21 protein-coding genes and 1 pseudogene are annotated in these 22,120 nt (G+C 61.0%); 2 read left to right on the forward strand and 20 right to left on the reverse strand.

The annotated features are described in order from the left end of the window. The first annotated feature begins 54 nt into the window (after positions 1-54). Complete coding sequence (locus MOE34_RS16395; RefSeq protein WP_242218604.1) at positions 55-2,307, forward strand: glycoside hydrolase family 2 protein; 2,253 nt, start codon at positions 55-57, stop codon at positions 2,305-2,307. 91 nt (positions 2,308-2,398) lie between these two features. Further along, positions 2,399-3,508: pseudogene (locus MOE34_RS16400) on the forward strand (IS3 family transposase). A gap of 318 nt (positions 3,509-3,826) precedes the next feature. Here MOE34_RS16400 and MOE34_RS16405 read toward each other — a convergent pair. The 20 genes from MOE34_RS16405 to MOE34_RS16500 form a co-directional block, all read right to left on the reverse strand. Then, complete coding sequence (locus MOE34_RS16405) at positions 3,827-4,795, reverse strand: calcium/sodium antiporter (RefSeq protein ID WP_009450478.1); 969 nt, start codon at positions 4,793-4,795, stop codon at positions 3,827-3,829. Positions 4,796-4,865: 70 nt separating this feature from the next. After that, complete coding sequence (locus MOE34_RS16410; protein WP_009450479.1) at positions 4,866-5,528, reverse strand: nitroreductase family protein; 663 nt, start codon at positions 5,526-5,528, stop codon at positions 4,866-4,868. A gap of 31 nt (positions 5,529-5,559) precedes the next feature. Next, positions 5,560-5,955: a CBS domain-containing protein gene (locus MOE34_RS16415; protein ID WP_009450480.1), complete on the reverse strand. Its 396-nt coding sequence runs from the start codon at positions 5,953-5,955 to the stop codon at positions 5,560-5,562. After that, the gene (locus MOE34_RS16420; protein WP_167495040.1) at positions 5,952-6,113 is read right to left on the reverse strand and encodes a hypothetical protein; all 162 of its coding nucleotides are present in this window, start codon (positions 6,111-6,113) and stop codon (positions 5,952-5,954) included. The genes MOE34_RS16415 and MOE34_RS16420 overlap by 4 nt, the downstream gene beginning before the upstream one ends. 4 nt (positions 6,114-6,117) lie before the next feature. Next, positions 6,118-7,092: an FAD:protein FMN transferase gene (locus MOE34_RS16425; protein WP_009450481.1), complete on the reverse strand. Its 975-nt coding sequence runs from the start codon at positions 7,090-7,092 to the stop codon at positions 6,118-6,120. A 4-nt stretch (positions 7,093-7,096) separates the two neighbouring features. Next, complete coding sequence (nqrF, locus tag MOE34_RS16430; protein WP_009450482.1) at positions 7,097-8,317, reverse strand: NADH:ubiquinone reductase (Na(+)-transporting) subunit F; 1,221 nt, start codon at positions 8,315-8,317, stop codon at positions 7,097-7,099. Next, complete coding sequence (nqrE, locus tag MOE34_RS16435) at positions 8,314-8,916, reverse strand: NADH:ubiquinone reductase (Na(+)-transporting) subunit E (RefSeq protein ID WP_009450483.1); 603 nt, start codon at positions 8,914-8,916, stop codon at positions 8,314-8,316. Before nqrE ends, nqrF begins: the two co-directional genes overlap by 4 nt. Beyond that, positions 8,913-9,572 (reverse strand): NADH:ubiquinone reductase (Na(+)-transporting) subunit D, encoded by a 660-nt coding sequence (locus MOE34_RS16440; protein ID WP_009450484.1) that lies wholly within the window; start codon positions 9,570-9,572, stop codon positions 8,913-8,915. The genes nqrE and MOE34_RS16440 overlap by 4 nt, the downstream gene beginning before the upstream one ends. Beyond that, positions 9,569-10,387 (reverse strand): NADH:ubiquinone reductase (Na(+)-transporting) subunit C, encoded by an 819-nt coding sequence (gene nqrC / locus MOE34_RS16445; RefSeq protein ID WP_009450485.1) that lies wholly within the window; start codon positions 10,385-10,387, stop codon positions 9,569-9,571. The genes MOE34_RS16440 and nqrC overlap by 4 nt, the downstream gene beginning before the upstream one ends. Then, the gene (locus tag MOE34_RS16450; protein WP_009450486.1) at positions 10,380-11,186 is read right to left on the reverse strand and encodes an RnfABCDGE type electron transport complex subunit D; all 807 of its coding nucleotides are present in this window, start codon (positions 11,184-11,186) and stop codon (positions 10,380-10,382) included. Before MOE34_RS16450 ends, nqrC begins: the two co-directional genes overlap by 8 nt. Beyond that, positions 11,183-12,430: a Na+-translocating NADH-quinone reductase subunit A gene (locus MOE34_RS16455; protein WP_009450487.1), complete on the reverse strand. Its 1,248-nt coding sequence runs from the start codon at positions 12,428-12,430 to the stop codon at positions 11,183-11,185. The genes MOE34_RS16450 and MOE34_RS16455 overlap by 4 nt, the downstream gene beginning before the upstream one ends. A 71-nt stretch (positions 12,431-12,501) precedes the next feature. Then, the gene (locus MOE34_RS16460) at positions 12,502-13,032 is read right to left on the reverse strand and encodes a DUF1269 domain-containing protein (RefSeq protein WP_009450488.1); all 531 of its coding nucleotides are present in this window, start codon (positions 13,030-13,032) and stop codon (positions 12,502-12,504) included. Positions 13,033-13,108: 76 nt separating this feature from the next. Then, positions 13,109-13,957 carry a universal stress protein gene (locus tag MOE34_RS16465; protein ID WP_009450489.1) on the reverse strand — a complete coding sequence of 283 codons (849 nt, stop codon included), beginning with the start codon at positions 13,955-13,957 and terminating at the stop codon, positions 13,109-13,111. Positions 13,958-14,307: 350 nt separating this feature from the next. Further along, positions 14,308-14,895 (reverse strand): HdeD family acid-resistance protein, encoded by a 588-nt coding sequence (locus tag MOE34_RS16470; RefSeq protein WP_009450490.1) that lies wholly within the window; start codon positions 14,893-14,895, stop codon positions 14,308-14,310. Between the two features lie 48 nt (positions 14,896-14,943). Further along, positions 14,944-15,927, reverse strand: a complete 984-nt coding sequence (locus MOE34_RS16475) for an alpha/beta hydrolase (protein WP_242218606.1) — start codon at positions 15,925-15,927, stop codon at positions 14,944-14,946. Between the two features lie 253 nt (positions 15,928-16,180). Continuing rightward, positions 16,181-16,954 carry an enoyl-ACP reductase FabI gene (gene fabI / locus MOE34_RS16480; protein WP_242218608.1) on the reverse strand — a complete coding sequence of 258 codons (774 nt, stop codon included), beginning with the start codon at positions 16,952-16,954 and terminating at the stop codon, positions 16,181-16,183. A gap of 3 nt (positions 16,955-16,957) precedes the next feature. Continuing rightward, on the reverse strand, positions 16,958-18,133 hold the full coding sequence (locus MOE34_RS16485; RefSeq protein WP_242218611.1) for an acetate/propionate family kinase: 1,176 nt from the start codon (positions 18,131-18,133) through the stop codon (positions 16,958-16,960). Further along, positions 18,130-19,545, reverse strand: coding sequence for a bifunctional enoyl-CoA hydratase/phosphate acetyltransferase (locus MOE34_RS16490; protein WP_242224101.1), 1,416 nt, complete (start codon positions 19,543-19,545; stop codon positions 18,130-18,132). The genes MOE34_RS16485 and MOE34_RS16490 overlap by 4 nt, the downstream gene beginning before the upstream one ends. Before the next feature lie 7 nt (positions 19,546-19,552). Next, positions 19,553-21,334, reverse strand: a complete 1,782-nt coding sequence (locus MOE34_RS16495) for a PHA/PHB synthase family protein (RefSeq protein ID WP_009450495.1) — start codon at positions 21,332-21,334, stop codon at positions 19,553-19,555. After that, on the reverse strand, positions 21,331-21,948 hold the full coding sequence (locus MOE34_RS16500; protein ID WP_242218613.1) for a TetR family transcriptional regulator: 618 nt from the start codon (positions 21,946-21,948) through the stop codon (positions 21,331-21,333). The genes MOE34_RS16495 and MOE34_RS16500 overlap by 4 nt, the downstream gene beginning before the upstream one ends. Between the last annotated feature and the right edge of the window lie 172 nt (positions 21,949-22,120).

Genomic DNA, 22,120 nt, shown 5'->3' on the forward strand with positions numbered 1-22,120 from the left:
TCTGCCATGGCACTCTTGTGTCTGCAAAAAACATGAAGGGATGAATTAGATACTATGCGTGCGGTGCAAAAAATATCTGATGACTGGGTATTCCACGATCATTTCGTTCCTGAATTGATCGCGGAACTGTGGGATGGTGAGGCAGTTTCATTGCCACACAATGCAGTGAAACTTCCCTTCAACTATTTTGACGAGAAGTGCTATCAGCACGCATTCATCTATCAGAAGAAGCTGCCATGGCAGACGGCGTTCGAAGGTAAGGAAGTTGTCCTGCGTTTCGATGCCGCTATGGCCGACGCCGTCGTCTGCCTGAACGGCAAACAAGTGGCCGCACATAAAGATGGCTATACGCCGTTCGAGGCCAGGCTGACTGACCTGCTGGTGAACGGCGATAATCTGATTACGGTCAAGATCGACGGCAGCGAGAACCCGGAAATTCCGCCGTTCGGCGGGATGATCGACTATCTGACCTATGCTGGCATTTACCGCGATGTGTGGCTTGAAATCCGGTCCTCAGTCTCGATTGCCAAGATGAAGGTCGAGACAGGCAATGTGCTTGAAGCGGCCAAGTCGGCATCGGTTCGCTGCTGGTTTGACAATCCTCAAGACCTCCCACTTGAAGGCGTTGTCGTTGCGACGCTTAAAGATGGAGAGGGTAGCGCTATAGTTGCCGTATCGGCTCCGCTCGACGGCGCATCGGCGCTGTTGCGGTTTGATAACCTGACCGGTCTTGCTCTGTGGGATATCGACAATCCGGTTCTCTATGAGATTTCCGTCGAACTTACGACAACCTCCGGCACCGATCAGATTTCGAGCAAGTTTGGTTTCAGGACTGCCGAATTTACCCCGGACGGCTTTCTTCTGAACGGCAAGCCTCTGAAGCTGATGGGACTCAATCGCCATCAGTCATTTCCCTATGTTGGTTACGCCATGGGCCGGTCAGCACAGGAACAGGATGCCGAACTGGTGAAGCGGGTGCTGAAGTGCAATGTCGTGCGCACCTCGCACTACCCACAATCCACTTACTTCCTCGACCATTGCGACCGCATTGGTCTGCTCGTGTTCGAAGAGATCCCGGGCTGGCAGCACATTGGCGGCCCCGCCTGGAAGGCGGAGTCGGTCGAGAATGTCCGCCGTATGATAGAGCGCGACTGGAACCATCCCTCGATCATTATCTGGGGCGTTCGCATCAATGAATCGCAGGACGATCATGACTTCTATACCGAGACCAATCGCCTTGCTCGCGAACTTGACCCGACCCGCCAGACGGGCGGTGTTCGCTATATCGATGAAAGCGAGTTGCTTGAAGACGTTTATACGATGAACGACTTCAGTCAGGGCTCCGAAGAACTGCCCGGCAACAACCGCCCACACGTCGCGCTGCGCAACCAGCGCGAGGTAACCGGACTATCAAAGGTGGTTCCCTATCTGGTGACCGAATTCAACGGCCACATGTATCCAACGAAACGAACTGACCAGGAGCAGCGTCAGGCCGAGCATGTTTCACGCCATTTGCGTGTGCTTGATGCGATGCATGGCGACCCGAACGTTTCAGGTTGCATCGGCTGGTGCATGTTCGACTACAACACCCACCAGGAATTCGGCTCAGGCGATCGCATCTGTTATCATGGCGTTATGGACATGTTCCGCGAGCCGAAGTTCGCGGCCTATGCCTACATAAGCCAATGTGACCCCTCCGATGAAGTCGTCTTGAAGCCTGTGACCTATTGGGCGCGAGGAGAGCGCAATATTGGCGGCGTGCTGCCGTTGATCATTTTGACCAATTGCGACGAGATCGAGTTTCGCTACGGCAACCAGTTGTCCAAGCGGGCAGGGCCTGATCGCCAGAACTATCCGCATTTGCCGCACCCGCCGATTGTCTTTGACGAGCGCCACTTCCGGCCTGAAGAGATGGGCCTTTGGGGTTCGAGTTGGCAGGACGGAACATTGGTTGGCTACATAAACGGCGAGGCAGTCAAGGCAGTTCAGATGTCTTCAGCTCCTGTGCCGACGACGCTGCAGGTCGAGGCAGATCAGACCAGTCTGAACGCAATGGAAAGAGATACTGTGCGCGTTATCGCGCGCGTTCTCGATCAGACCGGCAATGTCCTGCCGTATCTCGAAGGGTCGATGGAGGTCGATGTTGCGGGTCCCGCAATACTTCTTGGACCGAATATCGTTCCCATTCGTGGTGGCATCGTCGGGTTCTGGCTACAGGCGAATGGCGAGCCGGGAGACATCGATATTGGTGTTTACTGGCCGGGTTTGGGCGGGGAACGCATCCGTGTTGTGTCCGTCGGACTGTAGCTTGGCAAACACCCCGGCGCTTTCCTGTCCGGGTGACGTTGCCCCTTGAATGCCCTCGGTTTGAACTGGACTCCGTCGAAAGGAGACGGAGATGAAGAGAAGCCGGTTCACGGAAGATCAGATCATCGGCGTGCTGAAGGAGCACCAGGCGGGAATCCCGACTGCAGAGCTGTGCCGCAAGCACGGGATCTCGGAGGCAAGCTTCTACAATTGGCGTAACCGCTATGGCGGCATGGAAGTGTCGGACGCCCGGCGGCTGAAGAGCCTCGAGGACGAGAACCGCAGGCTGAAGAAGCTGCTAGCGGAATCGATGTTGGACGTCGCGACGCTGAAAGAAGCGCTGGGAAGGTTCTGACGCCCAGGACAAGGAAGCGCTTCGTGGCTTGGGCGATCGAAGAGAAGTGCTATTCGCAGCGGCGTGCCTGCGGTCTGATCGGGCTCGACCCGAAGACCTACCGCTATGCGTCGCGGCGACCGGACGATGCCGCCGTGCGGACGCGTCTGAAGGAGCTGGCGCTTGAGCGGCGGCGGTTCGGCTATCGGCGGCTGCACATCCTACTGCGGCGGGAAGGCATCGAGCTGAACCACAAGAAGCTGTTCCGGCTCTACCGGGAAGAGGCTGACGACGGTGAAGAAGCGCGGTGGTCGCAAGCGGGCGCTGGGCACGCGGGCGCCGATGACGCTGCCGCAGGGACCGAACCAGCGGTGGAGCCTGGACTTCGTCTGCGACATGCTCGCCGATGGCAGACGCTTCCGCATCCTGGTGGTGGTCGACGACTTCACCCGCGAGTGCCTGGCGCTCGTGGTCGACACGTCACTGTCGGGCATGCGGGTGGCGCGGGAACTGGACTCCATCGTCGAGACGCGCGGTCGGCCGCTGATGATCGTCTCCGACAACGGTACCGAACTGACGTCGCGAGCGATCTTGCAGTGGCAGGAGGACCATCGCGTCGAGTGGCACTACATCGCGCCCGGCAAGCCCACCCAGAACGGCTTCGTCGAGAGCCTGAACGGCCGCTTCCGCGACGAATGTCTCAACGAGCACCTGTTCCGCGGCATGGCTGCTGCACGCCGTATCATCGAACAATGGAGGATCGACTATAACGAACACCGGCCGCACACGAGCCTGCGTGGCCTCACGCCAAACGAGTTTGCAACCCGGTCCAGATCGAACCACAAGGAGAACAGAGTCCAGTTATGAACGAGGGCTGATCGGGGGCAACGTCACGGGGCTTTGTGTTGTTTGCCGATTTCGGTGTAAGCTGTTGTTACACTTCGATTTCTAGCGAATTATGACAGAAGTGGTTGCGGGGGCAGGATCTAATCTTTACTTGCTGCCCGAGCAAGTAAAGATGGTTGCGGGGACGGGCAGCCATCATAACTTGCTATTCGAAACAGCTGCATAACCTACTCGTGGGTGACCTATTGCGCGCTGTATCCGTCAATTTTTCGAACGGAAGCGACAACCTTCGCGGAGCAAATCGATGCGTCCAGTTTCATTACCCTGCCTGCGCCAGAGTTAAGTCCGAGCGAGCATAAGGTAGGCGAAGTAAGCTATGTAGCAACCGACAAATGCTGCCCCTTCGGCCCGCGACAGAGTTCTGCCCGTGAGGAAGGCTGGAACGCAAAGCACAGTTGCCGCAGCCATAACAGGAATGTCGACGGCGATGAGCGTTCTTTCCACGGTGATCGCTTCGCTCGGAACCAGCATCGTCAGCCCAAGAATGACTGCAATATTATAGACACTGCTGCCCAAAAGATTGCCTACCGCGATCTCGCGCTCATTGCGTACGGTCGAGACGATTGTCGTGATCAGTTCAGGGCTCGATGTGCCGATTGCAACTATGGTCAGTCCGATAAGAGCTTCGGAGACCTCCAACCTGCGAGCAAGATCGGAGGATCCCCATACGAGCCAATCCGCGCCTATTGTGATGACCGCAATACCACCAATCATGACGGCGACGTTCAACCATCCGCTCCGCGGAGCGTCGCGCATCGGGCGTGGCAGGACTGGCAACTCTTTGTCGGGTGGCGAACTTCTTAAGCGCGCGCTTCGAACGACCAGGACGATATAGCCGATACCACCAAGCAGGAACACAAGGCCCTCGGCTCTCGACAGATAACCATCAGCTGCAAACACCCAGAACGCCAGTGCGGCGGCTATCATTGCAGGGAGTTCAAGCCCAACGGAGACCGGTTCCAAAACAACGGGCCGAGCGATAGCACATAGTCCAAGGATGAACAGCAGACCGAAGGTGTTGGTGCCGGCGATGTTCCCGACGACCAACCCTCCTTCTCCCGTCAACGCGGCATTGATGCCCACCGCCAGCTCAGGTGTGCTTGTCCCGATCGCAACAAATGTGAGCCCGATGACGAGCGGGGATATGCTCAGCCGGCGCGCGAGCGTCGACCCGCTGCGCACCAGTATATCCGCTCCGCCGACCAAAGCGAGGAGGCCAAGCGCGCACCAGAGAATTGCGGCCGTCAAGGCTTGTGTCTCTGCAGAAGCACCGGATATGCGGCAAGGCCTGCATGCCGCTCTATGACCACGCTCCGGATCAGCCGATTTCGCCTAAGGGCTGGATATATGTCACCGAAAGATGATCCGGGAACTTCAGCGCTGTTTTAATAGCTTCGCGGTCCACCGTACCGAGGAGGCATGTGCCGAGCCCTTCGGCAGCGCAGAACAGATAGACGTTCTGGGCCATGATGGCTGAGTTGACGCGTGCGGCGATAACCAGTTCTTCGGGCGCAGACTTGGCCAGGTCACCGGCGGCAGCGGCAAGTTTCTCGGCATCAGAGACATAGATCAGCACCACGGGCGCCCTGCGTACGAAAGCCGTGGGGCTGACATCCGCGCGAATATCTGTATCGGCCACTTTGTTGAGAGCGTTTGCCACGGGGTCGTAGAGACTGACGCCATCTTCCAGCGCGACGTAGATATCGACGTTCTTCGCACCGTGCCAGGCGGGCGCTGTGCGTCCATCACCGTCCGCGCGGTTGACACCATTGGCCGCCCACAGTGCTTCGAGCACCTTTTCGCGCGCAACGTCACCACGCCCGAAGCGCTTGGTAGAGCGGCGCTGTTTCAGGGCTTCCTGCACGGAGACGGTTGCAGCGCCGCCGGAGGCCACCTGCGCATTGGCTGTCCCGACGATACCTGCGGACGCTGCCGCACTGGTTCCTGCGAGAAACAATCTTCTGGAGAGCTGTCGTGTCATGATATCGGTCCTTTTCTTTTCCGGGGCTTTGTTATGTCCACTGCCGTGAAAGGGCGTTGAGGACGTCGGTACGGCTGATCTGGCCGACAAGTCGGCCATGGCGGGTGACGGGGAACCGCCGGTACGAGCTTGCGACAAAGCGCTCACACGCTTCGACGATGTCGATACCCGCATCGAGCGTCTCGAGTTCGGTGCTCATATAGTCGGCGACACTGCCACCCCATTGTTTGTAGTAGGAGGCGTTGAGTGCGGCCTTCAGGCAATCGCGTTTGGACAGAACGCCGACGAGATCGCCGGCGCCGTCGATGACGCATGCACCCGACACGCCGTTTTGCATGAGCACGGACACGGCCCGTACTATCTCCATGTCCGGCGTTAGCGTGATCAGGTCCGTGCGCATATGATCGGCGACCGTGTCGAGTTTCATGTCCCGCTTCCTTCGGATCGTTCGCAAGCATGGCATTTGCCGCCGCAGGCCGCGCCGCCGCACGATCCCTTGAGCGGTGCGCGGCCGGCAAAAAGGCCGGCGGCCAGCGCGAGCATGGCAAGCCCGGTCAGAAGAACAGCGGCGAAAATGGTCTGCATGGCTTTATGCCCTCCCCTGGTCGATGAACAACCTGTTGGCTCTGGCCTTAAGACCTCCCGCCTCGCGAAGCAGATAAAGCGCGGGCAGACGGTTGGCGGAGGCGAATGCAAGGCCGCCTTCAGGACCCATTACCAGAAGGGCGGTCGCAAACGCGTCGGCCTCCAGCGCTGTCGGGGCCAGAACGGAAACCGAGGCGACGCTGTTGCGAACCGGCTCTCCGGTTGCGGGATCGATCGTATGACTGTAGCGGCGGCCCGCGATCTCATAGGCATTGATCGCATCGCCCGAGGTCGCCATCGCCACGCCTGTCAGGGGAAGCGTCGTGTGGACACCGGTGCGAAGCGGGTCCGCAATGCCGACGCGCCATGGACGGCCGTCAGGGCGCGCACCGAAACCATAGACTTCGCCACCCACCTCGATCAGGAAACTCGGCAGCCCTTGATCTCTCAGGTGTCCTGCAAGCCGGTCGACGGCGTAGCCCTTGGCTATGCCGCACAGATCGAGCGAAAGTTCCGGCTCTGCTTTGGAGAGGCCTTCGGCACTGACGGCAAAAGCGGTGTAGCGACCGGACCGCCCGGCAGCGATCGGCCCGAAACCGTAACGATGGACAGCGGGCCCGACGGCCGGATCGAACGCGCCGCCGGTCAATCGCGCAATCTCGAGTGCCTTGCTAGCAACCGTCCGAAGCGGCTCGGAGGCTGCGAACGGTGTGATTTCCGAACGGCTGTTGAAGCGCGAAAGCTCCGAACCCGCACGAAACGGGCTCATCGAATGATCGATCCCGGCCAGTAAGTGCCGGAGATCCGCGCCAATCTTGCGGGCATCGGCATCGGCCGGAACGGTGACCTGCCATCGTGTGCCGAAAGCGCGCCCGGAGATGCGCGTGAGATCATCGGCACCGGCTCGGGCCAAAGACGGCAAGGACATCAGTCCGGCCAGGGCTCCCAGTCCAAATACGATCTCGCGCCTTGTCGTCATGCTCCTAGATCCCGAAATCGTCATTGAAGATGCTCTCGCTCTCCACACCGCATTCATCGAGCATCGCGTAGATGGCCTCGATCATGAGCGGAGGGCCGCACAGATAATATTCGCAGTCCTCCGGCGCCGGGTGATCCTTCAGATAGGCGCGGAAGACGACATCATGGACAAAGCCTAACTCACCGTCCCAGGGGTCGTTTCTGGCTGGTTCGGAGAGGGCTGGCACCCAGCGGAAGTTCTCATGACGCCGGGCAAGCTCGTCGAATTCGTCGGCGTAGAACAGTTCGCCACGGCTTCGCGCGCCGTACCAGAAGCTGATCTTGCGGCGGCTTCCCTGACGCTCGAGCATGTCCGTTATGATGGCGCGCAAGGGCGCCATGCCGACGCCGCCGCCGATAAACACCATCTCGCGCCCGGTATCCTGCGCCCCGAAGTGACCATACGGGCCCGCCACTTCGATCGGGTCGCCCTCGCGCAGACCGAACAGCCATGACGAGACGATGCCGGGAGGTGCATGCGGTTTGGCTGGCGGTGGCGTGGCCAGACGGATGTTGAGCACGATCATGCCGACATCCTTGGGTCGGCTGGCAACCGAATAGGCGCGAGAGACGGGCTGAGGGCTTTGCGACGAGAGCTTGTCAATTCCGAGTTTTTTCCATTCGGCGGCATGCTGCGGTTCAAGCGCGATGCCGGAGAAGTCGAGACGATAGGCCGGTGCGGTGACCTGCACGAAATTGCCCGCACGAAAGTCGAATTCCGCGCCCTCCGGCAAGGCGAGCACGATTTCCTTGATCAAAGGCGTGACACTGCGCGACGATGCCACGCGGCAGTTCATCGTGGTGATGCCGAGCACCTCGTCCGGGACGGTGACGGCGAGGTCGTTTCGCACCACGATCTGGCAGGCGAGCCGCATTCCAGCCCGAACGTCGGCAGGAGAAAGCCGGGCGCGTTCCGTCGGCAACGGCTCTCCCGTACCCGTGACGCCGCTGACGCGGCACAGGCCGCACGTTCCCGCGCCGGCGCAGCCCGAGGGCACGGCGATGCCGTTGGAATTCAAAATATCGAGAAGCTTGAAATTCGCCAGAGCGCCAATCTCACGCCCGCCGTTAACGGTGACCGCCACGGGTCGCGACGGCAGCAGATACTCCCGAACCTTATGGACAACGGCTGCCAGCGCGACGAGCAGCAAGGAAATGAAGCCGATGCCGAGCAGGATCTCCGTCATAGCACGCGCACTCCCACAAAGGCGGAGAACGCCATGGACAGGAGACCGGTGACGATGAAAGCAATGCCGAGGCCCTGCAATCCTTCGGGGACATTGGCATAGCGCAGCCTCTCGCGGATCGCCGCGAGCGCGACGATGGCCAGCGCCCAGCCGATCCCGGTGCCGATCCCATAGACCGTGCTTTCAGTGAGATCATATTGCCGCTCGACCATGAACAGACTGCCGCCGATAATGGCGCAGTTGATGGCGAGCAGCGGCAGGTAGATGCCAAGCGCGCCGTAGAGGGCGGGCACGTAACGATCGAGCAGCATCTCGATGATCTGCACCATCGCCGCGACGATGCCGATGAAGGTGATCAGCCGCATGAAACCGAGATCGACATCCGGCAGCCCCATCCACGCGAGCGCCCCGGCACTCAGGATATAGGCGTGCAGCAGGTAGTTCACCGGCACGCTGAGCGATTGCACGACGATCATCGCAACACCCACGCCGAAGGCTGTTTCCACGCGCTTGGAGACGGCGAGGAAGGTGCACATGCCGAGGAAGAAGGACAGCGCGAGGTTTTCTTCGAAAATGGAGCGCTGGAACAGTTCGATCATGTCTCAGTCGTCCTTTGCTGCTCGCGCAACTCGAATTCAGGCGCTTCCCTCTGGCCCCGGCGCAGGCTGCGAACAGCCCAGACCAGAAGGCCAAGGATGATGAATGCGCTCGGCGCGAGCAGCATAAGACGGAGTGGCTGGTACCAGCCACCGTCGGCCACGAGTGGCAGCAGGCCGACGCCGAACAGGCTTCCGGCGCCGAACAACTCGCGGATGGCGGCGACAGTGAGCAGCACCAGGCTGTAGCCGAGTGCATTGCCGACGCCATCCACGATGCTGGGAACGACCGGATTGTGCAGCGCATAGGCTTCGGTGCGCCCGAGCACGATGCAGTTCGTGGCAATCAACGAGACAAACACCGTCAGCCGCTGGCTCATCTCATAGGCAAAAGCCTGCAACATCTGGTCGGCGACGATGACCAGCGAGGCGATGATGGTGATCTGCAGGATGATGCGCACGGAGGACGGGATGTGTCGGCGGATGGCGCTGATGACGCCTGCCGACAGGCCGAGCACGACGGTCAGGGCGATCGACATGGTGAGAGCGGTGGACATCGATGTCGTGACCGCCAGTGCCGAGCAGATGCCGAGGATATGGACGGTGACGGGGTTCTTGTCGATGAGCGGATCTGTCAGGTTGCGGAAAGGGATAGTCATTCGATCTCGCCTTTCTTCAGCCTGTCGAGAAACGGCCCGAAGCCGTGCTCGCCCATCCAGAATTCGAGCATGTCCGAGATCGCATAGCTCGTGACGCTGGCGCCGGAGATGCCGTCGACTTCATTGGGGCCGCTGGCATTGCCGCGCACCACGGAAATGGCGAAATCGCCATCGTCGAAGATGCGCTTGCCTGCCCATTGCGCCTGCCAACCGTCCTCGGCGACGCGGGCGCCGAGGCCGGGCGTCTCACCCTGCTCATAAACCGTGAAGGCGGCAACGGTGTCGAGATCGGCCTCCAGCGCCAGATAGGCCCGGATGGTCGACTGGTAGCCGGCGCCGCGGACCGGAAGCACAACGAGCGCCAGTTCCTCGCCGCGGCGCAGAAGATAGACAAGCGCGTGGTTTTCGCGGCGGCTGAGACCAGCGAGGTCGTCAGCGCGCGGCAGGGCCGAACTTCGCTCTGCGTCCGCCGCCGCCGCTCGCTGATCGAAGCTTCCCGGATCGACATCGGCGGCGACCGTTCCGCTTGCGAGGTCGATGACGAGCGTTTCGACGCCGCTTGCGCCAGATTCCTTCAATATCTCCCCGATGCCCGGAACGTTTTCCAGCATCTGCACCATGCGGCCCTGTTGCTGGGCGACGATATTGGCCTGCTGGATCGGCCGCAGGACGACCGCTGCGATGGAGACGGTAAAGCCGCAGCCAATGGCCACCAGAAGCGACATGCCGATCGTCTTGACGCCATCGGTGTTCGGACGGTTCAGAAAGCGGCGCCACATGCCCGGGCGCGGGCTGGGAGGACGAGCGTCAGCCATGTCGCCTTGCCCTCCGCCTTACATGGATCGCCACGACCACGTAATCGATCAATGGTGCGAAAATGCTGCTCATCAGGATCGCGAAGATCGCGGCTCCAAAAGTCGATCCGGCCTGCGAGAACAGGCCGATGAGCACGCCGGTCAGAATGCCCTGTGCAAAACGACCTGGATTTGTCGTGCAGGAACATACAGGATCTGCCGCCAGAAAGAGGATCGCGCAGCCGATCGCACCCGAAAGCAGGTTGACCGACGGATCGCTTCCCTGCGCCCAAACCATGAGGGCCATCGTGCAGTAGGCCGCAAGCAGCAATCGCCATGACGCCTGGCCGCTGAGGAGCAGGAGAACCAAAGCCGGAAGCAATGCCGCCAGAGGAATGTTTGGCCCGGCTCGATAGTCGATTTCAGTGAAGGAGAACATCACGAAGGCAAGGGCGGCGACGGCAGGATGCACGAAATTGCGCCCGCGCCCACCGAACACCTGTTCGGCGATCACCACGCCGAAGCTGACGCCCAAAGCGAGCTGCCAGAGCGGCGCATCGGCCGGGACAAGAAGGGCGATCAGCGTGGCGGCGACAATACCGTCAAGTCCCGGCCTGAGACCCCGGACACGTGTGAAGACATGCTGCCACGCAAGGGTCAGGCTGACAGAGATCAGCAGCCGCGCTGCGAACTGTTCCGTATCTGCGACAAGCGCGGACACGACCGGGACGATCACGCCGAGCAGCGCGGGCGTGGCGCTGTCGGACAACAAGGTGCGGCCGACGCGGCCCGCCTGCAGGTCATGGAAGAAGGCGATCATATCGCTTCCTCCAACTCATCGAGCGTCGCACGCAACAGGGCGCCATAATCCGTGCCCGACCCGTCGACATGGCTCAGGAGCGCCAGATCCTCTTCCACAAGTTCCAGCGCACCAAGTTTCGCGGCGGTTTCCACATCGCCCGTGCTGATGGCGCGCAGGAACGGCGCGGGCAGGATCCCGCAAGGCGCGGCCCGTTCATGAACGGCATTGGGAATGAGCGGCGCCGGAAATTGCTCGTTGAATGAGGTCAGGTAGCGCATGAGAAAGGAGCGCCGGAGCGGATGCCTGTGTGGGATGGCGGTGGCCTGCACGTCATAACGCCGCAGGAAATGCTCGACCGTTCCGCCGAGCGGAGAGCCCGAAAGCAACTGAACCGAGGGACCGGTGAGCGAGGCGCCGAAAAGATCTTTCAGATTCGCGCCTGCGGGAGCGACAACGAGGCGCGGACTGCACGTCCCCGGTCCGGTCAGCGCAACGACGCGCCGTGTCCATATCCGGCCCGTATCGAGCAGGCATCCCAGCGCGATTACGTCCTGATAGCCGATGTGCCAAACCATCCTGTTTACACCGACAGGATTGAGATGATGGATATGGGTTCCAACCAGACCCGCCGGATGCCTGCCCGCGAAACAGACAGCCTTGACGGCTTCGGGAACGGCCGGGGAGGCATCGGCCCCGTGACAGACGTAAACGGGACCGTCGGTCAGGTGACGCAGCGCCTCCGCGCCGAGACGAAACCATGATTCGAAGCGCCTTATGACGGGGGCCGGATCACCTGCGAGCGGCGCGGTATCGGTGGCTGTTACGAAAATCGCATCAGGAGCCTGCCGGGGATCGGCGAGCCGACCGAATGGCCGGGTGCGAAATGACTGCCAGCAACCGCTTTGGAGCAGGAGCGACTGCATGGTCATGCGATCTGGCCGTGAGGGCCTGTCGAATTCGACGGCGGCTTCGTCCTCGACGTCGATAATAATGGAATCGAGGCTTCTACGCGCGCCGCGCGAGATTGCGCGGATTGTTCCAGCAACAGGGGCTGTAAACGTCAGATGAGGGCGGTGACGATCCGTAAACAGCCGCTCGCCGGCTCGCACGGCTTGTCCGATCGCGACATCGATAACCGGGCGCAGGCGCGGGTAATCTTCTCCCATAAGCGCAACCGAGCGAGCCACGACCGCATCTTCAATCGTGTCTATCGGCTTGCCTTCCCATCGAAGATCGATCCCGCCCCTGATATGTACCTGCAAAAAATACCCCTCCCACGTAAGCGATGCTGGACGTTTCCCTTCCCGATCGGACATCAACCGGGCGTGGCCACCTAGGCGTTGCCTGACCCGGTTACATTTTCGGACAAGGCGATCCTCAGCTTCTCTTCCTGCTCTGGCGACAGGGACGTCTTGAGAACTCGACCACGCAGGCCTTCGAACTCCGCCAGCACCTTTTCCGGCTGGACCTTGCGGACAAGAACGAACAGCGCAGACGAATTGCTTGGAATGGTCTCGCCCAGAGACTTGATGAACGTATCGTCGATGCCATAGTCGGCAAGGGAGCCGGACAAGGCGCCGACACCCGCTCCCGTCAGGCCGCCAATGGCGATGCCGGCAAGCGGATTGAGAAAGAGCAGGCCCACAAGGCCGCCCCAGATCGTTCCCGAGAGAAGGCCCGATGTGGCGCCGAGAGCCGCCAGGTTAAGGCTCTGCTTGAGATGGACCTTGCCTTCGCCGTCACGAACGACGACGACGGCATCTTCCAGATCGACCAGATATTCTTTTCTGAGAGCAGCGAGCTTGAGAAGCACCTTGTCGGCTTCATCAACCGTATCGAAACCGACGACGACCAGATCGGACATGTTTTCTTCTCCTGTGTTGTAATCTCTTTTTGCCGACGGCCTGCGGGGCCCACCCACCCTGTTGGACGATCACGTCTTATCGCGAAAGAAAGATCGGGATTTTCGGATTGGCCAGAATGGTGCGTGTTGCGCTGCCGAAAACGAACTCGGTGATCCGGGACTGCCCATAGGCGCCCATGACCACCAGGTCGGCGCCAACCTCTTCCGCGCGCGACAGGATCAGATCACCGGCATTGCTGCCTTCCAGGCGGTCAAGCGTCACCCTGATCCCATGGCGCGCGAGATGGAGAGAGATATCGCTTCCGGGGTCCTCCCCCAGAAGCCGCGCGACCTTGGGCTCGGGAACAACGACGACGTGGACGGCGCGAGCGGTGGCCAGGAACGCCATCGAATCGGCAATGGCGCGGGCCGCTTCCCGGCTGGCATTCCATCCAACCACGATCGTCTCGGGCACGGCGCCATCGCTTTGCCAGAATGTGGGCAAAAGGATCGAAGGGCGACCGGAGGCGAAGATGATATCCTCCGAGACGGTGAGAGCCGTCTCAGCGCGGTCCGGGTCACGCCCCGTTCCGACGATCGCCAAGGCTGCGTGGCGGGCGTGCAGCATCAGCGCCTCGCCCGTTTCACCGGAACATATGCGAAGCTCGCAATTCACGCCGGTAGCGGACGCTACATCCGAAAGGAGCCCCCGCAGCTGCTCTTCGGCGTCATGCCGGCGCCCTTCGAAGGAGGTTATCATGCTGTTGATCGCCTGCCCTCGGGCGAAGCCATGGGAGGGAGTGGCGATTAAATCTTCCGGCACGAAGGCCACAACGACATGCGCATCCCATGCGCTTGCGAGTGAGACAGCATAATCAATATAAACCCGACAAACAGAAACATCGGCTGTATCGATATAAACGACAATATCTTTTGGCGTCTTCATTCCCCCCCTCGTCACCAAACATCAGCTTTACCCTAATGAACATACTCCGTGAGTCAACAGCTGATGATTGAGAGGGCGAAAATCCTTTTTCTTGTGCCTCACGATTGTGTCAGGGAGTCCGGCGGGCCAGCGTTCAGCCTTACCGTGTGCGGGGACGGTGGGCCGCAGGGTCGTTCTGAGGCGTGATTTCATTCGGGGCTGTGTTTTCCCCTTCCGGCGCGGATCTGGTCTCGTCTGTCTTTTTCAGGGCGCGGCTTGGAGAGAGTTCGTGCTGTTGCATCCGGCGTTTCTTTCGGACCTCCACGGTGAACGGTGTTGTTTGCTTCATTGTCGTTTCCAACCTCCGGTTCTTATTCGTGATTGCGGTCGATCCTGAGGGACCGTCGCAGCGCGAGCGCCAATGCGCTCAGGGCACAGCCGGTCACCATGACGTCGATCGCCAGCAGTGCGCCGATGATCCACAAACTGTTGACCGGCCAGCCCGCAAGGATGACAAGTGCAACAAGCACCGTCGCGGCGCCGGCCGCCGCGAGCCATAGCCAACCGGAAGCCGGGCGGATCGCCAGACCGGCGGCAGTCCTGACAATGCCTGCGACGAGCATGCTGAGAGCCATCAGTAGTGTCAGGAAAGTGGATGCCAGGACCGGGTTCCAGAATGTCATCACACCGGCCGCGACATAAAGCACACCGACAACGAGCAAACCGACAGTTTGGCCCCATCGCTTCATCTGAAATGCGAAGACGATATGCGCCGCACCCGCCAGTAGCATCGTGACACCGACAAAGAGGACGGAAACGACCGTGGCCAGCAACAGGTTGGAGAGGGCGACAAGAGCTATCAACACGAGCACGATGCCGGCGACCAGCAGCCATCGCCATCGCGATCGCAACAGTTGCAGGTCGGCGGCGTCGAGGCTTGCGGTGTAATTGAATATCATAAGTATTCTCCTGCGATAGTTGCGTGAAGAAAGCTGCTTCGCGTCGTGTCAGTTTCCGCCGACGATCTTGCCGGCAAGGACAAACGGGCTGGAAAGGACCGCGCCAGCCGAATTGAATACAAACGCTCCGGCTTGCCTGAGATTTCGGGGGTCGCTCGTTCCATCCCGGCCCGAAAGCTTCGGATAGTAGGCAGCGAGACCGACGAAACGATTGTGGCGGAAGCTGTCTGAGGCCTCGATATCCGATATATCGATCACCTGCACATTCGCCCTGCGCGCCGCCTCCTCGATTTTCGGATCCGTCACGTCAATCCTGCCCAGGCGCTGACGTTCTGTGGATAGAAATTCCGAGACCTTCAGCGCCCTGTCATCCTTGGAAACAAGGATTGTCATCGGCGGGTTCAGTGTCCCGATCGTCGCAAGCTGTGCCTGGAACACGTCGACATCGATATCGGGCGCCGCAAGCACGACCTGCAGTCGACGGATCGCCGCGTCCTTGCCGGTAAGCCGCAGTTGGCGCACGGCTTCCGTCGTCAGCCATCCCCCCATGCTGTGGCCGACGAGCGTGATGGGACCCTGGGTCTGTTTGCGCGCCAGGGTGCTGAGCAGATCCGCCAACTGGTCCCGCGAGAACGTCACCGCGTCCTTGTCGGCGACGTAGCCGCTCAAAGCGCCTTCGGACGGCCAGGCAAACAGGATCGGGGCGGCATCGACGCCGGCGTCAGCTGTCATCTGGGCTATGCGATACACGGCCTCGGTGAAATTGGTGTTGTAGCCATGCACGAACACGCCGACACTCGGCGGTTTGCCGTTGTGTTTACGCGTGACTTCCGCCTCGAATGTCGCCGCGTCGAGAATGTGCTGGTCGACGGTGACAAAATCCGTCTTCGGGTTCGGCTTCGATTTCGGCCATTCCACATTGCCGGCCTTGTGGCCCGGCGGGATGGATATCGTGTAGCGGATATAGCTGACCTCGCGGGACCGCCCGGACGAATAGACACCGTTCTCGTCACGCTTTCGCGTGGTCGCCACATAGACCGTCGTGAGCTTCGCGCCCGGAAGAGTCTCGGCCGTTTGGGCAAGCAGTTCCGGGCCGGGGCGGCCGGCACAGGCTGCAAGCAGGCTCGTGAGAAGAAGTAACGTAAGGCGAAGACTGAATTCACGCATAGACTGAACCAATTTCTGAGAGGCGTTGGAACCATCGCGCCTCTCGGTACGACAGAGTTCGTTCTGCCGCCGCGCGAGCGGCGACGTCGATGTAGTCTGCCGGCAGCCAGTCTTCTGGCTAGGCCGTGATGTGGAAGCCGTTATCGGCGTAGACCACCGACCCCGACAGAGGCGTTGCCGCCTCGCTTGCCAGGAAGGCGGCGATACGCCCGACCTCAGCGATGCTCACAAGGCGGCGCGATGGCCTGCGCTCCCGCACCGTGTCGATGAGCTCGTCGAAACGCTCGATACCCGAGGACGCCCTGGTGGCGATCGGCCCGGTGGACAGGCAATGGGCGCGGATGTCCTGCGCTGCGAGATCCGCGGCCAGGTAGCGTACGCTTGCTTCCAGCGCGGCCTTCACCGGTCCCATCAGATTGTAGTTGTCGACGACGCGCTCAGCTCCGAAAAAGCTGACGGTTATCAGCGACCCGCCTTCCTTCATCAGCGGGACGGCGAGGCGAGCCATCCGGATGAAGGAATGGCACGATATATCCATGGCCTGGGCAAAGCCTTCGGCCGAGCAGTTGACGATGCTCGTCCGCAAGTCCTCTCGCGGCGCGAAAGCGATCGAGTGAAGCAGAAAATCGAGACCGCCCCATTCAACTCCTATCGTGTCGAACACCGCCTCGAGCTGCCCCTCAATGCGAACGTCGCAGGGCATGAACAGCGACGCGCCCAGGGCATCGGCGACCGGGCGCACGAACGGAACCGCCTTGTCGTTGAGATAGGTGACCGCCAGATCCGCGCCGGCGGCCTTGAACGCGGCTGCACAGCCAGCTGCGATAGAGGAATCGTTGGCGATGCCAACCACGAGGCCACGCTTTCCGAACAGATCGACGATTGCCGCCATCGCTCAGCCTCCCGCGATTCTTAGGGCTTCGGTGGCGATCACCTGCTCCTCATCGGTCGGAATCACGAGGACGGTCAGACGGCTGGCAGGACTGCTGATGACCGTCCGGTTGTCGGCGTTTGCTTCAGGATCAAGGTCGATGCCCAGCCACATCAGCCGCGTGCAGATATCGGCCCTGATTGCCGGCTGGTGCTCGCCGATGCCGGCCGTGAACACCAGCGTGTCGAGACCGCCGAGCGTCGTGCCAAGCCGGGCGATCTCGCCGGCGATCCTGAAGGTGAACAGCTCGATTGCTTCCTTCGCCTGGCCCTCATCGCTTTCCAGGAGCACGCGGCTGTCGGCGCTGATGCCGGACACGCCCAAGAGACCGGAGCGGTGATAAAGGAGATCCTCGATTTCGTCGGGATCGCGACCGGCCTTTAAAAGGTGTATGACCACGCCGGCATCGAGCGCCCCGCAGCGCGTCGCCATCGGCACGCCGTCCAGCGTCGAAAAACCCATACTGGTGTCACGGCTGACGCAGTTGTCCATCGCGCAAAGGCTGGCGCCGGAGCCGAGATGGGCGACGACGACCTTGCCCGAAGCCTGCTCTGGCCAGTTCTTGAGAAGCTGGTCGGCAATCGATCGATAGGAAAGGCCGTGGAAGCCGTAGCGTTTGATGCCCTTTTTGTAGAGCTGCCGCGGCAGGGCGAAGCGGCGTACGGTCTCGTCTTGCGTGCGATGGAATGCCGTGTCGAAGGAGGCGGTCTGTCTGATTTCCGGACGAAGGCGCGTGATCGCCCGGACAAGGCGCAGCGCCTGGGGTTGATGGAGCGGCGCAAGCGTTATCAGGGCTTCCATCTGTGCCAACGCCTGATCGTCGATGAGCACTGGCCCGTCGAACAGATCGCCGCCGTGCACCACGCGGTGACCGATCGCGACGGTGCCGGACAAATCGTAATGCCATGACAGCCGGTCGAAAGCTTCGCGCAAAACCTCGTCCAGCTCTTCTTCTGCTTCGGCTTCCAGTTCGACATCGAAGCGGTCCGGGCCTTCGGAAAGCTCGAAGCGCAATGGCGCCTTGCGGAAATCGATCATTCCCTTGCCGATGCGTGTGAGCCCCCCGTCTTCAACGGCGAACAGACCTATCTTGACCGTGGACGAGCCGGCATTGAAGGTGACAAGCAATTGCTGGCTCATATCGTGGACCCCGTTCCAGGCACCTGGTTGCGGGCGACGAGCAGCCTTGCGAGCGTTGCCGAGGCGATGCGCGCCGACAGCGGATCGGAGCGGCTGGTCAGCACGATCGGCACGCGCGCGCCGAGCACGATGCCGGCCGCGGTCGCCCCCGCGAAATAGATCAGTTGCTTGGCCAGCATGTTGCCGGCCTCGAGGTCCGGCACGAGCAGGATGTCGGCCTCACCCGCGACCGGGGAGACGATGCCCTTCGTCTTCGCCGCATCCAAGTCGATGGCATTGTCGAAGGCAAGCGGGCCATCCACACGCCCGCCCGTGATCTGACCGCGCGCCGCCATGACCGTCAGCGCGGCCGCATCAAGAGTGGACGGCATCTTCGCATTGACGGTCTCGACCGCTGCGAGCACCGCCACGCGCGGCTCATCGACACCAAGAGTCCGAAGAAGGTCGATGGCGTTCTGGCAGATGTCGCGTTTTTGGTCGAGCGTCGGCTGAATGTTGATCGCGGCATCGGTGACGATCAGCGGCTTGCCATAGGCCGGGACGTCGAACGCGAAGACGTGGCTGATGCGCCGCTCCGTCCTGAGACCGGACCCGGTGGCGATGACGGCACCTAGAAGCTCGTCGGTATGCAGGCTGCCCTTGACCAGAACCGATACCGCACGGCCGACCGCGAGTTCGACAGCGCGCGCGGCTGCGGCATGACTATGGGGAACATCCTCGATCGCCATGTCGCCGAGATCGATCCCTGCGGCTTCGGCCGCGGCGCGGATCTTCGCTTCCGGCCCGACCAGCAGCGGGTCGAACAGGCCCTGTTGGCGGACCTCGACCGCAGCCAGGATTGCTCCGGCAGAGCATGGGTGAACGATGGCCGCCCGCACCGGGGGCAAACCGTGGGCTTCCGCCACAAAGCCTTCATAGCGGCTTGCACGTTTCGTATCCGGCAATGCGACGGAGGACGACGCTTCGGTCCATTCGATCGACTTGTCGGGCGCGATCACCATGGCCGTGCCGGTTAGGACATGTTCGGCTTTTTGATTGGCGCAGATTGTCTCCAGCGCAACCGTCCGGTTTTCGGGGTTCTTGCGAACAACCCGCACGGTTGCCGTGATCGTGTCGCCGGAGGCGACCGGCTTCACGAAGCGAAAATCCTGTCCCAGATAGATCGTCCCAGGCCCCGGAAGCCTTGTCCCGATCACGCGCGAGACCAGCGCGCCCGTCCAAAGCCCGTTGGCAACGATATCGTTGAAGAGGGTCGTTGCCTTCGCTGCCGCGTCACCGGGAGCCAGCCTGTTGCCACCGGCCATCGCCGCCAGCAGATCGATGTTGTTATCCCCTGCGACCCGTGTGAGGCTTGCGGTATCGCCGACCTGTAAATCGGCGAAGGTATGATTTGTCAGCAAGCTGTCGGTCATCACCCTCTCACTTCTGGAATACGTAGGCGCCGGGCGCCTCGGCGATGGCAGGAAAGCCCTTGTCGGCGGCACCGAGTGAAGGCGGGTCAACACGATCCTTACCTGAGTGCGCGGCAAGCCACGGCAGCCAGGCCTCCCACCAGGAACCGTTCCGGGCCTCAGCCTCTGCTGCCCATTCGCCGGGGCCAAGGCAGATGTCGACTGCCAGTCTGGTCGCGATGCGATAACGGCGACCGCGATGGCCCGGCTCGCTGACAATGCCTGCATTGTGCCCGCCGCTGGCGAGAACGAAGGTAACATCGGTATCGGCTAGCTGGTGGATCTTGTAGACCGATCTCCATGGCGCGACATGATCGCGTTCCGTTCCCACGACGAACATCGGCACGCGGATATTTTGCAGCGCCGCCGGACGGCCATCGACCATGAAGCGGCCGGTTGCAAGCTCGTTGTCGAGGTAGAGGCGTTGCAGATATTCAGCATGCATCCGATAGGGCATGCGCGTGGAATCGGCATTCCACGCCATAAGGTCGTTCATCCGCGTGCGTTCGCCCATGAGATAGTCGTGGACCAGTCGCGACCAGACGAGGTCGTTGCTCTTCAATATCTGAAAGGCACCCGCCATCTGGTCCGCCGACAGATAACCCCGATCCCACATCATGCTTTCGAGGAAATGCATCTGGCTCGGGTCGATGAAGAGCGCCAGTTCGCCGGGTTCGGAAAAATCCGTCTGGGCTGCGAAAAGGGTGAGCGTTGCCAGCCTCCCGTCGCCGGCGCGCCCCATCGCAGCCGCCGCGATCGCGAGAAGCGTGCCACCCAGGCAATAGCCCGTCGCATGGATCCTGCTGTCGGGAACGATGGCGGCGATCACGTCGAGCGCGGCCATGACACCCAAACGGCGATAATCGTCCAGCGTGAGATCGCGATCGTCTGCCCCAGGGTTTCGCCAGGAAACGGCGAAGACCGTGTGCCCCTGCCCGACCAGATAGCGCACCAGGGAATTCTCCGGCGACAGGTCAAGGATGTAGTATTTCATGATCCAGGCAGGCACGATCAGCACCGGCTCCGCCATAACGGTGTCGGTTGTGGGACTGTACTGGATCAGTTCGATCAGATGGTTTCGGAAGATGACCTTTCCGGGAGTGACCGCGACATCCCGCCCCGGTACGAACCCTTCCGTGCCCGCGGGCGGGCGACCGCCCGCAAGCCTGTTGATATCTTCGAACCAGTTCTGAAACCCCGCGAGGAAGTTTGCCCCACCAGTGGCGATGGTTTTGTTGATCACCTCGGGATTGGTGAACGGATTGTTGGATGGCGAGAACATGTCGAGCACTTGCCGCGCGGCGAAGGAGACCACGTCCTCGTGGTGAGGAGCGACGCCTGGCACCTCCCGTGTCGCATTGTGCCACCACTGCTGGGCGAGCAGGAACGCCTGAGCATAGGCCGCATAGGGGAGTTCCTTCCACGCCTCCCCGGTGAAGCGGTAGTCGCCCGGCAAGGGCTCGATGCAGCATGGAGTGTCGTCATCGAGACTGGCGGCGCAGAGATAACCCGACAGCCGGGCGCTTTTCCGCACGGCCTTGTCGGTAAGTTCCAGACGCTTTCCAGGCGCCGAGGCCAGATGGATCGACCAGTCGAACAAGGCCAGCGCCAGTGCCGCCGGAGAAAGCCCGCCAGTCATCCGCGCGCTCAGCGCCTCGCGCATCCGATCGATTGCGCGGTAGGTTTCCGTGTCGAAAGTGTCGTGGCGGGCGTCCGCCGCCTTGATGTCTCGCCGGCTCAAATCATTCATTGCGGCTCCCGACTGATCGGCACGGCGGTCGTCATGGTTTGACATCCCTTGTCTTCGTTCATGATGAACTCGACGACCTGGGAGACCAGAGCCATCAGTTCACGATCATTTCCACCACTCTGCAGCGCTGGCGTACCGATGACGTCACGAAGGATGCTGACGCCGGCCAGGAACGCGGCGACCATGGACGCGCGCTGCTCGGACATGAGCAGGCATTTGGAAGCAAACGGCTTGACAAACCCGTCGTCTATAAGCTCGCGAAAAACACGCGAGGCCTCGGGACTGGAAAACGAACGGGCAAGGATGTCAAAAGGCCGGATTTCGTTGGCGCCCTTCTCAGCGAGGATGTCTTGCGCGAGCGTCATATGCAACTCGCTCGCCTCGCCGACGAGCCAGGCCTCCGGTTGAAGTTTCGCCTTGACTGCTGCCCGGAACAGCTCTTCCTTCGAACCGAAGGAACGATGAACATAGGCCATGTCGACACCGACATCGGCGGCAATGTCTCGCAACCCGGTTTCCTCATAGGAGTGGGTGGAGAAGCGAAGTATCGCGGCTTTCAGGATGCGCTCACGGGTGGTGTCTTCCGGGACGGGCCGGATCATTCGGTTGGGCATAATTTCTCCAAATAAACGGTTGTCCAGTCTATCGGCGCAACGAAAGGCAGTCAACAGCCGATGACCGACGCTGTGATGTGCTCTTCGTTTCGCGTTTTTTCACAAACTCGGAGTAATCGCGCCAAATTACCTTGAGAGAGGAGCGCTTGATCGCGAGTCATTAAAAATGTTC

The organism is Shinella zoogloeoides (assembly GCF_022682305.1).
GTDB lineage: Bacteria > Pseudomonadota > Alphaproteobacteria > Rhizobiales > Rhizobiaceae > Shinella > Shinella zoogloeoides_B.

Bases quoted from the DNA above. Each gene is read 5' to 3' on its own strand.
- MOE34_RS16425 (WP_009450481.1), bottom strand. From the start codon at position 7,092: ATGACGACAAGGCGCGAGATCGTATTTGGACTGGGAGCCCTGGCCGGA.
- MOE34_RS16470 (WP_009450490.1), bottom strand. From the start codon at position 14,895: ATGATATTCAATTACACCGCAAGCCTCGACGCCGCCGACCTGCAACTG.
- MOE34_RS16495 (WP_009450495.1), bottom strand. From the start codon at position 21,334: ATGAATGATTTGAGCCGGCGAGACATCAAGGCGGCGGACGCCCGCCAC.
- nqrC (WP_009450485.1), bottom strand. From the start codon at position 10,387: ATGGCTGACGCTCGTCCTCCCAGCCCGCGCCCGGGCATGTGGCGCCGC.
- MOE34_RS16450 (WP_009450486.1), bottom strand. From the start codon at position 11,186: ATGATCGCCTTCTTCCATGACCTGCAGGCGGGCCGCGTCGGCCGCACC.
- MOE34_RS16395 (WP_242218604.1), top strand. From the start codon at position 55: ATGCGTGCGGTGCAAAAAATATCTGATGACTGGGTATTCCACGATCAT.
- nqrE (WP_009450483.1), bottom strand. From the start codon at position 8,916: ATGATCGAACTGTTCCAGCGCTCCATTTTCGAAGAAAACCTCGCGCTG.
- MOE34_RS16485 (WP_242218611.1), bottom strand. From the start codon at position 18,133: ATGAGCCAGCAATTGCTTGTCACCTTCAATGCCGGCTCGTCCACGGTC.
- MOE34_RS16465 (WP_009450489.1), bottom strand. From the start codon at position 13,957: ATGAAGACGCCAAAAGATATTGTCGTTTATATCGATACAGCCGATGTT.
- MOE34_RS16410 (WP_009450479.1), bottom strand. From the start codon at position 5,528: ATGACACGACAGCTCTCCAGAAGATTGTTTCTCGCAGGAACCAGTGCG.
- MOE34_RS16460 (WP_009450488.1), bottom strand. From the start codon at position 13,032: ATGTCCGATCTGGTCGTCGTCGGTTTCGATACGGTTGATGAAGCCGAC.
- nqrF (WP_009450482.1), bottom strand. From the start codon at position 8,317: ATGACGGAGATCCTGCTCGGCATCGGCTTCATTTCCTTGCTGCTCGTC.
- MOE34_RS16500 (WP_242218613.1), bottom strand. From the start codon at position 21,948: ATGCCCAACCGAATGATCCGGCCCGTCCCGGAAGACACCACCCGTGAG.
- MOE34_RS16490 (WP_242224101.1), bottom strand. From the start codon at position 19,545: ATGACCGACAGCTTGCTGACAAATCATACCTTCGCCGATTTACAGGTC.
- MOE34_RS16420 (WP_167495040.1), bottom strand. From the start codon at position 6,113: ATGCAGACCATTTTCGCCGCTGTTCTTCTGACCGGGCTTGCCATGCTC.
- MOE34_RS16415 (WP_009450480.1), bottom strand. From the start codon at position 5,955: ATGAAACTCGACACGGTCGCCGATCATATGCGCACGGACCTGATCACG.
- fabI (WP_242218608.1), bottom strand. From the start codon at position 16,954: ATGGCGGCAATCGTCGATCTGTTCGGAAAGCGTGGCCTCGTGGTTGGC.
- MOE34_RS16440 (WP_009450484.1), bottom strand. From the start codon at position 9,572: ATGACTATCCCTTTCCGCAACCTGACAGATCCGCTCATCGACAAGAAC.